This is a genomic window from Candidatus Thiodictyon syntrophicum (assembly GCF_002813775.1).
Lineage (GTDB): Bacteria > Pseudomonadota > Gammaproteobacteria > Chromatiales > Chromatiaceae > Thiodictyon > Thiodictyon syntrophicum.
In genome coordinates this window covers 6,305,849-6,320,372 of sequence record NZ_CP020370.1, presented here as the reverse complement: position 1 = coordinate 6,320,372, position 14,524 = coordinate 6,305,849, and the positions used below count along the sequence as shown (strand labels likewise).

Annotated in this window: 10 protein-coding genes; 4 read left to right on the top strand and 6 right to left on the bottom strand. The window is 66.5% G+C overall.

Features of this window, described 5'->3' with window-relative positions; genetic code table 11:
• Positions 1–388: 388 nt before the first annotated feature.
• Positions 389–919, bottom strand: coding sequence for a GNAT family N-acetyltransferase (locus THSYN_RS27105; RefSeq protein WP_100921879.1), 531 nt, complete (start codon positions 917–919; stop codon positions 389–391).
• A gap of 505 nt (positions 920–1,424) precedes the next feature.
• Here THSYN_RS27105 and THSYN_RS27100 point away from each other — a divergent pair.
• Positions 1,425–2,435: an IS1 family transposase gene (locus THSYN_RS27100; RefSeq protein ID WP_100917404.1), complete on the top strand. Its 1,011-nt coding sequence runs from the start codon at positions 1,425–1,427 to the stop codon at positions 2,433–2,435.
• Between the two features lie 5 nt (positions 2,436–2,440).
• On the opposite strand, the gene THSYN_RS37485 is transcribed toward THSYN_RS27100, so the two are convergent.
• From THSYN_RS37485 to THSYN_RS27085, 3 genes are all read right to left on the bottom strand, one after another.
• Positions 2,441–2,674 carry a YgiT-type zinc finger protein gene (locus THSYN_RS37485; RefSeq protein ID WP_100921878.1) on the bottom strand — a complete coding sequence of 78 codons (234 nt, stop codon included), beginning with the start codon at positions 2,672–2,674 and terminating at the stop codon, positions 2,441–2,443.
• Between the two features lie 157 nt (positions 2,675–2,831).
• The gene (locus THSYN_RS27090; RefSeq protein ID WP_100921877.1) at positions 2,832–3,149 is read right to left on the bottom strand and encodes a BrnA antitoxin family protein; all 318 of its coding nucleotides are present in this window, start codon (positions 3,147–3,149) and stop codon (positions 2,832–2,834) included.
• Complete coding sequence (locus THSYN_RS27085; RefSeq protein WP_100921876.1) at positions 3,106–3,390, bottom strand: BrnT family toxin; 285 nt, start codon at positions 3,388–3,390, stop codon at positions 3,106–3,108. Before THSYN_RS27085 ends, THSYN_RS27090 begins: the two co-directional genes overlap by 44 nt.
• Before the next feature lie 331 nt (positions 3,391–3,721).
• On the opposite strand from THSYN_RS27085, the gene THSYN_RS27080 reads away from it, so the two are divergent.
• On the top strand, positions 3,722–4,912 hold the full coding sequence (locus THSYN_RS27080; RefSeq protein ID WP_100918740.1) for an IS4 family transposase: 1,191 nt from the start codon (positions 3,722–3,724) through the stop codon (positions 4,910–4,912).
• A gap of 181 nt (positions 4,913–5,093) precedes the next feature.
• On the opposite strand, the gene THSYN_RS27075 is transcribed toward THSYN_RS27080, so the two are convergent.
• Together THSYN_RS27075 and THSYN_RS27070 are read right to left on the bottom strand one after the other, a co-directional pair.
• A complete protein-coding gene (locus tag THSYN_RS27075; RefSeq protein ID WP_236848715.1) occupies positions 5,094–5,417 on the bottom strand; it encodes a helix-turn-helix domain-containing protein in 324 nt (107 codons plus the stop codon).
• Between the two features lie 140 nt (positions 5,418–5,557).
• Complete coding sequence (locus tag THSYN_RS27070) at positions 5,558–10,528, bottom strand: nSTAND1 domain-containing NTPase (protein WP_100921875.1); 4,971 nt, start codon at positions 10,526–10,528, stop codon at positions 5,558–5,560.
• Between the two features lie 346 nt (positions 10,529–10,874).
• Here THSYN_RS27070 and THSYN_RS27065 point away from each other — a divergent pair, with 346 nt between their 5' ends.
• Both THSYN_RS27065 and THSYN_RS27060 read left to right on the top strand, forming a co-directional pair.
• Complete coding sequence (locus THSYN_RS27065; RefSeq protein WP_100921874.1) at positions 10,875–12,812, top strand: SEC-C domain-containing protein; 1,938 nt, start codon at positions 10,875–10,877, stop codon at positions 12,810–12,812.
• Positions 12,813–12,876: 64 nt separating this feature from the next.
• A complete protein-coding gene (locus THSYN_RS27060) occupies positions 12,877–14,205 on the top strand; it encodes a BPSS1780 family membrane protein (RefSeq protein WP_100921873.1) in 1,329 nt (442 codons plus the stop codon).
• Positions 14,206–14,524: the final 319 nt, after the last annotated feature.

The window sequence follows — 14,524 nt, the reverse complement described above, 5'->3', positions numbered from 1 at the left end:
TCGTTCGCTAACCGGCTGTTCGCTTTTGCAGTCCGGCATGGGGCGGCACGGCGGCCGACGAACGGCCGGCGGCCGTCACCGCCCCTCGCGCTGAACCTGCCATCTTCGTCTGCGCAACCAACGACTCGCCCCCGGCCCCTTGCCCCGACCAAAGCAGAGACCGCAATCCGCAAGGCCGACAACAGCACCCGATGCCGGGACCTGCCCGGCGTGGCAAGCCTTATCGCAGGTGACCGGTTCGGCGATGTTTGTCGCCTGCCCTCTCGGGGAACGAACGCGCCGCACTCAGGTCGAACTCGCGGCGCGCCATTGCGTCGCCTTGGCGGCGACTCGCCTGGGCCTTTTTACCCGCTTTTTTCCCTGTTTTGCCCGTTTTCGCCCCGTGTTCTTATTCTCTCCAGTACGACTCGGGCTGAAGCGACCGAGCGCAGACCACGGTGCCTTGGACAGTGCCCAGAATGTGCGGCCCCAGGGGCCGGACCATCCACGCCTCCTCGGGCACGATGGTGTACGGAGCACGGAGCCCGTGAGGGATGGCGGGTTGAAACCCGCAACGGGTGTAGTAGCCCGGGTCGCCAAGCACGAACAAGAACATTGTTCCTCGCCGGCGTAGCTCCTGGCACCCGTACTCGATGAGATTGCGCCCGACACCTGCGTTCTGGTGCCCTGGCAGTACCGCCAACGGAGCCAGGACAGCGCACTCAACGGGGGAGTTGGTGGCGACCAGGGCCAGTGCTGTGAACAGCGCATGACCTACAACGGTAGCGTCTTCTTCGGCGACGCAAGAGAGCACCGGCAGCGCGGTCTCGTCTTGCAGGAGCGCAGTAACGAGAAGGGACTCGTCCTGACGGTTGAAGGCGAGCCGGTGCACCTGGAGCACCTGCTCAAGTTCCTCCGGTTTGGCTTCGCGGTACCGCATGGCAGGGAATCCGGTTATGCCGCCTGACCGGATGCCGGCAGACGAACTAGCTCAAAGGTCGCATGGCGGCCGCCAGTGAATCAAAAATCAGACTGAAAGTCAAGACCTTGAGCGCGCCCGCGCGCTGCATCTTCAGTGGTCCAGGCGGCAATGCTGCGGCCGCAACCGCGGGAATGCGATGGACAAGACCCTTGATCCCGAACCGCGCAGTGGTCACGCCTAGGCGTCAAGCTCGCAAAGGTTCTGCAATGCCCGATCGGGAATCAATCGGGGGGTCAAGCGGGGACAAACCCTGAGGTATCCCGACGAATCCCGCGCCCTTTTTCAATCCATCATCAGCGCCTGGCGGCATTCTGCCGGCCGACGAGAACCGCTTCCGTATTTTCCGCTGGTCGTGCTCCAGGGCACTGGTTCAGTTTAATTCCTGTTTACAAGACATTGAAATATATGTAATATATCTAGTTCGGCGCGGGTTTCCGTCACTTTTTGAATAAGTGAGAACTTCTTGAACGGACAATGGACATGCCCTCATTGCAATTCACAGAATTGTCGGCATCACAAGACGTATCAAACCGGTCATAACGGTACGCGTTTGCTGTGGCGATGTCAAAGTTGCAATAGGCTCTTTTCCGAGACCAAAGCCACCCTTATCGAGGGGCTCAGGAAACCGACCAGCTTCATCATTCAAGTGCTCAAAACGCGCACTGAGGGGATCGGCTTGAACGCCGCCTGCCGGGCCTTCGCGATTGCGAAGAATACGTTGCTCCTATGGGAGCGTCGCCTGGCCGATTGCAAGGATGTGCTGGTCATATATGCCCTGACGCACACCTTTATTGAGCAACTGATCGAAGGTGATGAGCTTTATACGAAAGTGAATAGGAATGTCCCCCCGGAGGATTGTGAAGGCTGGACGATCGTACTGATGGAAAGGGCAAGTCGATTTATCTGGGCGCTTCAGTGCGGGAAAAAGGATCGCAGCCTATTTTCATATGCCATACAAATACTTAGAGATGTCATCCTGCGTACTGGCGATGTCACTCTAGTCACCGACGGGGAACGTCGGTATGGCAATCTCCTGTTTGAAATTTGCCACGAAGTATTGCGAACCGGAAAACGCGGCCGCCCACCGAAAGTGCTTCGTCGCGGTGTGAAGGTGCGCCTTAAGAATAAAGGGAAAGGAACTGATAGAACGGGGCACTCGCGTCCCAAATACGAAACCCCTCATCCGGAGCATCCAGAAACCGATCAAGATGTGACGCCAGCCGATATTCATGCTAATCATTTGGAAGCATCGAACGCTTCATTTCGGCGAAAGAATTCTGCTTATCGCCGCCGAACGAATACGTACGCGAAGAGCATTTCTGGTTTGCAAAGAACATTGGATATGTTGTGGATTGTCCATAACTTTATTCGCAGCCACTTCACGACAAAACAGGTTCCTGCGGTGGCTCTGGGGATTCTCCAGCAGGGACTCTCGTGGGATGAGGTCCTTAGAGTTCGACAGCCCAGGTTATAAAAATACTACAAAAACATAAGGATAAGGAAGAACCAAACTGAACCAGTGCCTGCTCCAGTTGCGATATCATGAACGGAACGAACAAGATCCGCCGAGTAGTAGCGATTTCCGCAAGTATCGCAAATCCCTGTTGTCATATCTTCCAGTATCACAAATTGCGTCTTGTGCCTAAACGCCCCTCTTTTGACGACTCTTGCTCGTACCGTATCCTGGCAATACTCGCAATGATACCCGTGCATAGTTGCCGCCGCTAGCCGTTGATTTCATAAGCCGTGATGATGAGGAATCGTGCGTTGGTCGAAAAACGGCCGACTAAGCCAACCGGTATATCAAGATAGACCGCGTGGTACGTCCCCTATATCCAATGAATTGTACCCCGGACTAGGGGAGCTGGCGCTACTGCTGGGCTCCAGCGCTACGCACATGCGCGTCACGAAAAGCTCTCAAAACAGCGTTCATGCGGGTTTGGTACCCAACGCCTTGGGCCTTAAACCACTCCAGGACGTCGTCATCGACGCGTAGTGCGATCTGAGTCTTGCGCGGCGGAACCGGCAGTCCCGTATGCGCCAGCGCATCGGCCCAATCTTCCGGCAAAGTAGCGGGAGCGTCGTCGGTAAAGAGAACTTCAGAATCCGGCAAGGCGCGAAGCTTCTCCCAGTCGGTATTTTCTTCAGCGCCTTTTGCGGTAGCGCTGCGACCATGCTCTTTGTTCATGACCTACTGCCTTTCGGGCTGAAATGAGATGGGGTTCGTCTCCCGTTGCGCCGCGTGGCGTCCACACAACAAAAAGGGCGACACCGCAGATCACACCAATGCCCTGAAACCGGCGTTCATCGTATGCCTCTCCAACGTCTTCCCGAGTCAAGAGATCGCCATCGAAGAACGGAGCTAAATCGGCGAAATCGATCCCAGGTTCATCGGGATCGATTCGCCGCTTGGATTGCCAGGTGGTCATTATCTTAGTTCATGTGCGCTACCATATGCAATAAACCGCGCGGCATTTATAGTTGCTATTCACCTGGCGCAAAAGACCAAAGCGGTGCGCGCCTGCATGACAGCGGCCGAATAACTCCGACAGGAAGACTCATGTGTTGCGTTAGGCCATTCTTTGTCTTCTTAACTGCCGGGGCAGGGGACTTCCGGGGGAAACCGTGGTCTGTCCCTGAGGTATCCCCACGAAAACAGCCATAAAAACAGCGGCCTAGAATTCATTTTCAGTTTCGGTGTGCGTGCATGAGGGTTTGTTGCCACACTGTTAGGAAGGCAAAGCCCACAGGAGGCCCCTCATGCACGCGTCGATATTGTTGCACTCTTGGCTCGGTCAGTGGCTGTCATGTATCCACTTAAAACGCTTGGTATCGCTCTTCGACATGGTGGCCGCCTGCGTTGCCGGCACGGGTTTATCCATCACCTCGGTGGGACGGCGCCTGCCAGGCCCGACGTCCTTGAAACACAAGATCAAGCGTGCCGACCGCGTGATCGGCAATCCTCACCTGTATCGCGAGCGCACGGCGATCTACGGCGCCCTGTGCCGGGTGACCCTGGCCCGGATTCCCGAACCGCTGATTCTCATCGACTGGTCGCCTATCAAGGTCGATCAATCCTTTCAACTGTTGCGCGCGTCGATCGCGGTCGGCGGTCACGCCTTGACCCTCTACGAGGAAATTCATCCCACCTGCGACCTCGGCAACCCCAAGGTCCAAGAGCGTTTTCTCCACACCGTGGCGGGCTTGTTGCCGCCTGGTGCCGCACCCATCATCATCGCCGATGCCGGCTTTAAGGTGCCTTTTTTCCGTGCCGTCGAGGCCCTTGGCTGGCGCTGGGTCGGACGCCTGCGGGGGCGCGACTATGTGCGCCTGAACGCCGATTGGATTAGTGGCAAGTCGTTGTTTACGAAAGCAACAACAAAACCCGTTCGGCTCGGCATCGGCGACTGGGTGAGAAGCAACCCATTGCCCGTCGTCATGGTCTTGGTCCGTCTGCCCAAGTGCGGTCGTCATGATAAGACAGCATCCGGGCGCATCGCACGCTCGCGCAAAAGTCGCAAGGCCGCCCGCAGTCAGCGTGAGCCGTGGCTGCTCATGGCGACGCGCCGTTTGGGGCATTTGGCAGCGAAGGCGATCGTGCGCATCTATCGCCAGCGCATGCAGATAGAAGAAGGCTTCCGCGACATGAAGAACCTGTACTTTGGTCAGGGCTACGAGGCCAACCGTTCACACGACCTCAAGCGCCTTTCCATTCTCGTTATGATTGCCGCACTGGCGGCTTTCCTACTCTTTATGATCGGTGCGACGGCGGAGCGATTGAACCTCCAGCGCGGTATGCATGCGAGCAGTTCCAAGCGCCGCGTCTATTCCCTGTCGTTTCTTGCCTCGCTCATTCTGAATATCACGAAAGTGGAGATCGCTCTATCCGAGTTCCTAGCGCCGGAAGAGCAGGTGGCCCAATTCCATCAGGCGCTATTGTTGGGTGAATAAACGGAGGCGAAATTCGTGGGGATACCTCAGGGTCTGTCCCCTATTGCCGCCTATTGCCGGTGGTCTGTCCCCCTATTGCCCGACGGCGGGTGGGCGCTGGTGCCTGGCAGGTTGCAGGCGTCAGCGTAACCCCCTGACCACGCCGCAGCGGGGCCAAGTGCGCGCGGCGAGGGCCGAACGATCAGTCAGCCGCGGCATAAGGCCGCAAGATCTCCGGGTGTTCCACTGCCAACCGTGCCACCAACAGCGCACTGCCGGGAGGCGGGAAGCGCCCCTGTTCCCAGTCGCGCACCGTGCCGACCGGGGTTTGCAGCAGCCGGGCAAAGGCCGGTTGGGACAGGCCCAAGGCGGTACGGGCCGCGCGCAGGGCGAGTTGCTCCCGGGTATAGGTGCGCCCGCGCTCATCGGCGGCCATCTCGGCGAGTGATTCGCGCAGCCCGGGAAGGGGCTCGCCCGCATCCGCTTCGATCGCCTGTGCTATCTGCTCCAGTGGCATCGTGCTCATGTGTGGCGCTCCGGAATATCGGCAGGGCTGAGGTGGGACTGCTCGGTCGGCCTGCTTCGTAAAGGTCGGCGTTTCGATGACGGTGTGCATCTGGTCCTGACTCTGGAGCTAAGCGCGCGGGCGAGACGCCCGCGCTCCTTTCAGTTCCCCCCGCTCAGCCCCCCTAGCCCATTGTCCCGCCGAAAGCGCACCGCCTCCCGGATCAGGGCGAGGCGCGCCCGCTCCGCGCCCCAGTCGGCGCTGAGTGCCGGGTCCGGGGTCGGGTCCTCGGCCCAGACGCGCCACAGGACCACCGCGTCCTGACGGTAGGCGGCGGCGATGCTGTTGCCGTCGGGGCTGAAGCGGGCGATGCGCGCCCCGCCCAGGTCGGCCTCCATCACCAGGTAGGACTCCTGGGTCGGCGGCCCGGCGGCCCCCACGGCGACCGGTTTGGGGCGACGCCACAGGCGCACGGCGCCGTCGCGCGAGGCGGTGAGCAGCCAGTGTCCGTCCGGGCTGAATTCGGCGTAGGTGAGCCGGTCGTTGTGGCCCTTCAGGTCCGCGAGCAGGGTGCCGCCGGTGTCCCAGACCTGGGCGCGGCCGTCCAGGGAGGCGGTCACCAGGGCTGCCCCGTCCGGGGCGAAGCGGACACTGTAGAGGGTCTGGGTGCCCCCCTTCAGGGGCAGGGGCTCGCCGCAGCGCCCGCCGGCCAGTGCGATCAGGGCGACCCGCCCGTCCTCGCCGACGCTGGCCAGGGTGCCGCCGTCCGGCGCGAAGGCGAGATCGGTGATAGCCCCCTGGTGGGGCTGGAGCCGACACATCAGGTCCCAGGTGCCGTCGGGCGTCTGGCGCAGCAGGCGTAGCCACCCCTGGTCGCTGCCGACGGCGGCCAGTTGGGTGCCGTCGGCAGCGGCGGCCACGGCGGCCGCCTGGACCTTGCCGGTCTCCTGCGCAAGGCCCGCGGGGAGCGGCAGTTCCAGGCAGGCGGCCGGGTCCCACAGGCGCACCGAGTGGGCGGACTCGTTGGAGGTGGTGAGGAGCCAACGCCCGTCGGGTGCGAACAGGACCCGGTAGAACTCGCTGCCCGGCGCCCGCGCCGGGGCCGGCGTCGACGCCGGCGCCGGCGCCCGGCCCCGGGGGGGCGCCGGGGTCGGCGCGGGCGCGGGCGGCGCGGGCGGTTCCAGGGCGCAGCCGCCGCCGGTGACCAGGTCCCAGACCCGGGCGCTGCCGTCGTAGGCGGCGCTGGCCAGTTGCCGCCCGGAGGGCGAGAAGGCGACGCGGCGCACCCGCGCGCGGTGCCCGAGGAGCCGCCAGATCTCCCCCGGTGCCGCCCAGGGTGCGGCGGGGTCGTAGCGCCAGACCTGGACCAGGCCGTCGAATGACCCGCTGGCGATCAGGAAGGCCCCGGGGTCGGCGTCCAGTTCCTTGGGCGGTCGCGCCAGGTCCAGGTGCGAGACGTGGTCGTCGTGGGGGAGTCGGAAGGCGAGGGTGCTCGCGTATCCCACCGACCAGACCCGGGCCGAGCCGTCCTGTTCCGAGTAGCTCAGGACGCGCCGCCCGTCCAGGCTGAAGCGCGCGGCGGAGATCGGGGCCTCGTGGGTGTAGACGGCGAACTGGCGCCCGCTGCGCAGCCCCCACAGGCGCGCCGTCTGATCGGCCGAGGCGGTCAACACCAAGGGCTCACCGGCCCGGGGGTCGACCCCCGGGGAGACGCGGATGCGCTCCACGGCGAGGCGGTGCTGACCCAGGATCTCGGCGTCCCCGCGGCTGAGATCCCAGCGCACCACCTGCCCCTCGTCGTCACCGGCCAGGAGGTAGCGGTCGGCGGGCGCGAAGGCCAGGTCGCGCACGGCGGACTGATGGATGCGGACCGGGCGTCCATCGTGGACCACCTCCCCGAGCACCATCAACTCGCCGCCGTCCGCGCCGAAGACCCTTACCCTCTCGTCGACCGTGGCGATGGCCAGTTGCTGCCCGCGATTGTCGAAGATGGCACGGGTGAGCGGGCGGTTCAGGGGGCCGGTCGGGTGCAGGGTCAGCCGCTCGGCGCCGGTCCTGGTGTCGAGGACCCGGGCCGTCCCGTCGCGCGACGCGGTGACCAGCCGCAGCCCGTCGGGGGCGAAGGCGACCCCGCGGATCTCCTTCCGGTGCAGCGGTACGTTCCACCGGGGCGGCCCCGGCTGCTGGAGGTCGAGCAGGCACAGGCCGAAGCCGTCGGCCGCAACACCCTGGGCGAGCGCCAGGTAGCGGTGCCTGGGGTCCAGGGCGATGATCCCCCCGGGCCGCACGCCGCAGGACCAGTCCGGCGTCGCCCCGTCCGCGGCCGGCAGCCGCCAGACCCCGGCCTCGCCGAGCCCCAGGATCAGTGACGGTTCACCTTCGCTGTCGGCAAGGCGTACCGCGTGGATGGGGAACGCGGGGCTGGCGAGTGGCCGGTCGAAGGCGAAGCGGTTGTCGGTGAGGCGCCACAGGCCAGCCCCATCCCGGGCGCTGAGGGTCGCCAGGAGGTTGCCGTCGTCGCTGATGCCGGGTGAGAGCGGGCGCTCGGGGGTTGAGCCGCCGGCCTGCACCATGGCGATCAGCCGGTTGGCGCTGAAGGCGCGGCTCAAGGTATCGGTGGCGGCCTGGGGCAGGTCGCGGCCGGCGTTGAGCGCCAGGCGCACCGCCACCGGGGTGTTGCCCTGGTTGATCGCCAGGTTGGCGGCATTGATCTCGCTGCGGTGCAGGTTGAGCGTGGCGGCGCGCGAGGCATCGGCGGCCCAAAAGGCGGCCGCGCTGGCGACGAGTAGCAGCACCACGAGGGTCAGTCCGAGGAGGCGCGCCCAGCGGTTGCGTTGCCGCTGGGCGCGGAGCTGGTCGCGGGAGCGCTCCAGGAACTCCAGTTCCACCGGCTCCAGTTCGCCGGGAAAGGCGTCGGCGAAGCGCCGGGCGGCGGCGTAGCCGACCTCGCCCAGCAGGTATTCGCGATTGCAGTCGGTGCGCTTCCACAACCGCGCCTGGCGGGTGATCTGGAAGCGCAGCTGCAGGTCGCGCCGGTTGCCCGGGTCGGCCAGCCAGTCGCGCACCGGTGCCCAGGTGTCGATCAGGGTCTGGTGGATCAGGCTTGCCATGGGTCGAAAGTCGCGCCACTGGGCGACGGCCGGCGGCCCCTCGGACCCGGGGTCGGCGGGTGGGGGCTGGGTCGCGTCGCCCCGGGCCAGGGCCGCGGTGGCGCGCCGCGGGAAGAGCCGCGCCCGCCATTCTTCGCGGGTCTCGCGCGCCAGGCGCGCGACGGCCGCGAACAGGTGGTCATCGGTCCGGGCGCACGGCAGGTGCTCGGCGGGGTCGGCGACCCCGGCCGCCACCACCAGGCGTGCCGCGATCAGGGCCGCGAGCAGGCGGGCGCAGTCCGGGTCCCGCTCCAGGGCGCGCAGGTCCCCGGCGCGGGGTATGGGGCGTGAGGCGGGGCCGCCCTCCAGTGCGATCAGCGCCCGGCACAACATGGGCAGGGCGGCGCGGGTCGCATCATCGAGCCCCTCCCAGAGTGCCTGGGCGCGCGTGCGGGTAGTGCCGCTGATCCCGCCCAGGGCGCGATAGTCGCTGATGCGCAGGCGCAGCCTGGCGGCGGCGTTGTCGTCGGCGTCCGGGGCGGCGCGTTCCCCCGCCTCGCCGTCGGCCCCGTCGTCGTCCGCCAGCGGCGCCCGTGCCCGCGCATAGAGGTCGGCGAGGACCGGCTCCAGGAGCGCCGGCCAGTGGGTCAGGTCGCTCGCCTCCGCCTCCAGCAGGTCCACCAGGCCGCGCCCGGCCGTGCCCTCGTATTCGATCCCGGCGATGCGCGCCGGGATCTCGAGCACCTGGCGGATGCGGGCGGCGGGCGGGGGCTCCAAGGGGTACCAACTGTGCTCGTCCAGCAGGGCGGCCAGGGCCGGGATCTGGGGGAGTCGGCGCAGGTGGTCGCTGCGCAGCGTGGCGACGATCCAGACCCCGTCCTGGGCGGCCAGGGCGGCCAGGGCCCGGGCGAAGGTCTGGGTCGGCGCGCGTTCCTGCACCCCCGCGCCGAAGAGCCCGTCCAGGGGGTCCAGGATCAGGGCCAACTGCTGGCGGCCGTCGGTGCTGCCGACCGGCTGCCCGGCCTCGCCGACCAGCCGGGCCAGGGCCGCCTGCACCTGCGCCGCCGCCACCGCGGGCTCGGTCTCCAGCAGGCGCGCAAGCCCGGCCTGGTCCAGACCGAAGCCGTCCAGGGCCGTGCCCAGCAGGGCCGGTGCCAGCAGCGCCCGGGCCAGGTCCGCGACCGGCTCCGGACCCTGGCAGTCGAGCCGGCACCAGCGGCAGCCGGCGACCCCGGCGAACAGGTAGGGCCGCACCAGCCGCGGCAGGAGCCCGGCGTGCACCAGTGACGACTTGCCGACCCCGGAGGGTCCCGTGATCAGTACCAGCCCGCGCCCGCCCCCGCGGTTGGCATCCAGGCGCGCCACCAATTCCCGGGTCTCGGTCTCGCGCCCGACGAAGACCGGCTCATCGGCCAGTTGATAGGGGTCCTGGGCACGAAAGGGGCTGTCGCGCCACTCGCCGGCCCCGGGGCGGCGGCCCAGTTCCACGCTGATGCGCCGGTTGAGCAGCTTGCGCACCTGCCCCTCGACCAGTTCGCGCAGCACGCGGTCGCTGTCGAACTGCCGGAAGGCGCGACGGAAGCTCCCGTCCGCGTTGAAGAAGTGGGTGCGGAAGAAGGCCTCAAGACGCTCCCGGTCGGCGACCGCCTCGTGGGTGGCCGGGGCATCGGTGATGTCGATCAGCCGCGGCGTGGTCTTCTTGTAGACCAGGACCTCCGGCTGGCCGCCGCGGGCGAAGGCCTCCACCGCATCGACGAACTCCCACTCGGTCCCGGTCATCCCGCCATAGGGGTCGTCCGCCAGCGGCGTGCCCAGGCGCGTCCACAGCATCACCAGCACCAGTTCACACTCGGCGGGCCGCAGCAGCCCCGCCTGGAAGCTCTGGGCCGCGGTCAGGGCCTCCTCCTCCCACAGCACCGGCTGGAGCTTGAAATAGGGCAGATACTCCTGCGCGAGCGCCTCGATGATGTCTTTGATCAGGGCCCGCTCGTGGTCCAGGTCCGCGGGGGAGGAGACAAAGATTCTGACCTGGGGCTGCGCCATCGCGTGCACTCGGTGGGGGCAAGAAGGGGATTCTCAGGGTTCCTCCCACTATAACGCTTGGGAGGCCTCGCTTCAGACCGACCGGTCACGGGGGTTGCGATCAGAACTGCTGTGGTGACCGAGATCCCGGGTACGCTGTCCTGGTCGTTGTCGTTGTCGTGGTCGTGATCGGATTGTTCGATTACGACAACGACAACGACGCCCGGTCCGTGCCTGCGCTGGTCGGCGGCCTGACCTCCGGTCGACACGAAGGCCCGCAACCGGGGTAGAATCCAAGGTGAGAACGCTGACGTCCGAATCCTACTTGAGCGCTATCGGATCGCCACCTGAGCAGGAGGAACGCGAGATGTTCCACCATGAGAGCGCAGACACCGAACGCTTTGAGCAGGTCATCCTGCTCGCGGTGCGTCATATCATCGGCGGGGCCACCCCGGAGGCCTTCCTCACCTGGGCCGAGGCCGAGATCCCCGACTTGCTTGGGCTGCATGACCATGAGCTTGACGTGGTTGAGATCAGGCGCCTGGCCCAATTGCTCGCCACCTCCATCTGGAACGCGACCCCGCGCCCGGCGCTGGGATTCAGTACGCAGCCGCTGCCCTGTCCCCTGCCCGAGGCGCCCTGTCCCTGCGGCTCGGGGCAGCGTTACCGCGATTGTTGCGGCGGTGTCGATGACCTGCCGGAACTCTCCAGCGAACTGATCTGGGAGCTGCTGCTCGACGAACTCCCCGAGCGGGCGCTCAAAGAGGCCCTCGACTCGGGGGCTATCCCCAGCCCCCTGTTCGCCCGCCTGGCGGACCGCTGGCTGGAGCAGGACCGGCCCGGGCGCGCCGTGACCCTGCTGGAGCCGGTCTTCGCCGGCCCCCTGGCGGACCTGGACGGTGACTACGAGCCGGCCTTCGACGTGCTGTGCGACGCCTATGACCGGCTCGATCACTGGCGCAAGAAGCTCGCCTTCCTGGAGCGCCTCTGCCGCGAGGGCAGCCGCGCGCTGCAGGCCGCCGCCTGGCAGCGGCGCAGCACCATGTACCTCGACGAGGGGGACTTCGCGGGCGCCGAGCGCGCCTTCGCCGCGGCGCTGCGCAGTGACCCGGACAATCCCGGCACCGCCTTGTTGGAGATCACCCTGCTCGCCGCCCAGCACAAGGACGACCTGGCGCGGGCGCGGGCGCGCTTCTGGCTGCATCGGCTGCGCCGCGTCGGGTACCGGGAGGAGGGGTTCATGGACTTCCTGGCCCAGGCCGTCAAAGACCCCCAGGAGGCCCTGGTCGACAGCCATGCCGACGCGCTGGACCCGATCCTCCTGGACCTGCACGACTGGGTGGCGGTGGCGACTGCCCGGCCCCTGCCGACCTATCGGGTGGCCCCGGTGCGTCCGGCGCGCGAGGTCGAGGCGGCGGGCCAACTCCCCCTGTTCGACGACGGGCAGGGGTTGGTGCGACGCCGTCCCCTGATGGTCTACAGCATCCCCGCCGAGTTGCGCCCGCCCCCGGCGGTGCGGCGTCTGGAGGCCCTATGGCGTGAGCTCTTCCCCGGCGGCAAGCCGCAATCCACCCAGTTGACCCTGGGCGATGAAGGGCGCGTCTGGCTGTCCGCCCAGTGGAGCGACTACCTGCTCGGCCATCCGGAGGCGGCCGACAGCCTGGAGTGCCTGGACGACCTGGCCTCCGCCCTGTACGAACACCCGGAGAGCGCGCTGCCCTGGATCGCCCACGCCCTGCTGCGGCCCCTGGTGGACCGGGCCTGGGCGCTCGTCACCTGCACCCTGCCGCCGGAGGTCTCCTACCACCTGCCCTGGACGCGGGAGCGCAACCGGCCGGCGTTGCGGCTGCTGTTCCGGCGCTACCTGTGTCAGCTCGATGAAGGCCAGCCCCAGGCCGCGGCGCTCACCCTGGAGACCCTGCTGCGGCTCAATCCACAGGACAATCATGGGGTGCGGGCCGAACTCATGAACCACTACCTGCGCACCGGTGAGGACCAGCGGGCGCTGGCCCTGGTGCGCCGCTTCCCGGACGATCTGCTGGCGGACCTGGCCTACGGCGAGGTGCTGGCCCTGTATCGGATGGGCGAACAGGAGCGGGCGCGGGCCGCCCTGGGGACTGCGGTCGACCGGCTGCCGCGCATCCCCCGCTATCTGACCCGCAAACGCATCAAGCGGCCGCGGCTCAGCCCGCTCGGGGTCACCCCGGGCGGCGAGGACCAGGCCTGGATGTATCGGGAGGCCATGCGCGACGTCTGGGAGGCCGAGCCCGGCATCCTGCGCTGGCTCAAGCGGGTCACCGTCTGACCCGGGGGCGTCGGGCACCGCCCGGCCCTTCGGCCCACTCAACTCCAGAGGCACTGCAAGCACGATGGAAACCCTTTACCGCATCGTCTTCAACGGTGAAACGCTCCCCGGGCTGACCGCTGAGCAGATCATCGCGGCCTTCGTCAAGCGCTTTCGGGTGCGCGAACAGCGCGCCCGCGAGATCATCCTGGCCGGGCGCCGCACCGTGCTCAAGCACGGTCTGGACCAGGCCAAGGCGCAACACTACAGCGCCGCGCTCAAAAAGGTCGGACTCCTGATCGTGCTGGAGCCCCAGCCCGAGAGCCCGCCCCCGACGTCGCAACTGTCGGTGGATCTGACCCCGAGCATCGACATCGGCCATAGCGAAATGGCCTCGTACTATGACGACACGCCCACCTCGCAAGCGCTCTCGCAACCGGCCTCCGCACCCGCCTCGGGCCTGGCCGCCGACTGGTCGCGCTGCCCCAAGTGTCGGCAGCCCGCGGTCTCCCCCGTCACGGGGGTCTGCCAGGCGTGCGGGCTCGTGGTGGAGCGCTATCTCGCCCGGCGCGCCGAACAGGCGAACGGGGCGGGCGCGGCCCGTGGCGACAACCCCTATGCCCCGCCCACGGCGGATTTGACCCCGCCCGCGATCGGTGGGCGCGGCGCGGCCCTGCGCCCACCGCGGGCGGTGTCTGCCGGCCGTGGCTGGGGCTGGGTACGCGACGCCTGGGGGCTCTTCAAGGGTCGGCCCTGGGCCTGGATCGGTGCCTTCCTGGTCTATGTCCTGATCTCCATCGTGCTCAACGCGGTGCCCTATAGCCTCGGCGGGATTCTCATGATCGCGCTGGGCCCCATCCTGGCCGGGGGCCTGATGATCGGCGCCCAGGTCCAGCAACAGGGCGGCGGCTTCCAGGTCGCGCACCTGTTCGCGGGGTTCCAGCGTAATCCCGGGTCCCTCGCCCTGATCGGGGTGGCCACCTTGGGGTTTTCCGTCCTGCTCCTGCTCGCCATAGCGCTGCTTGGGGCGCTCGCCGTGTATCTGCTTGCCGGCCCGGAGGTCATCGCCGGGATCGATCACCAGAGCTTCGATCCCAACCAGCTGGGGCCTGAGAGCATGGTGTTCGTGCTCCTGCCGGTGTTGCTCCTACTGCTGCTCTTCGTCCCCCTGGGGATGGCCACGTTCTTCGCCCCGGTCCTGGTGGCCCTGAATGAGGTGCCGGTACTGCGCTCCTTCACACTCAGTTTTCAAGGCTGCTGGCGCAACATCCTGCCCTTCCTGGTCTTTGGCCTGGCGGCCCTGGGTCTGTCGCTGGCCAGTATCCTGACCCTGGGCCTGGCCCTCTTCGTTCTGGTGCCGGTGCTGATCATTGCGAGCTATATCGCGTATCGCGATATCTATTGTTACCGGTGACCTTAAGCGCCGCACTCTGTGCGGTGCTTGTTGACGAGTCAAGAACAGGTTACAAAGAACGCGATCGTTGTCGTTGTCGTTGTCGTAATCGTAATTGCAACAGCGATACAATTTGGCGCGCGAAAGAATCCGGGGCGCTACGATAACCTCGACATCGACATCGACATCGACATCGACATCGACATCGACAACGACAACGACAACGACAACGACGCGACAAGGGCCTTGGTCACATTTCTTGCGACCCGTCTAAGCCCCGAAGGGGCGCGACATACCAGCCCAGGGCAACGCCCTGGGATAGCGTCGTTCAATCGGCCCA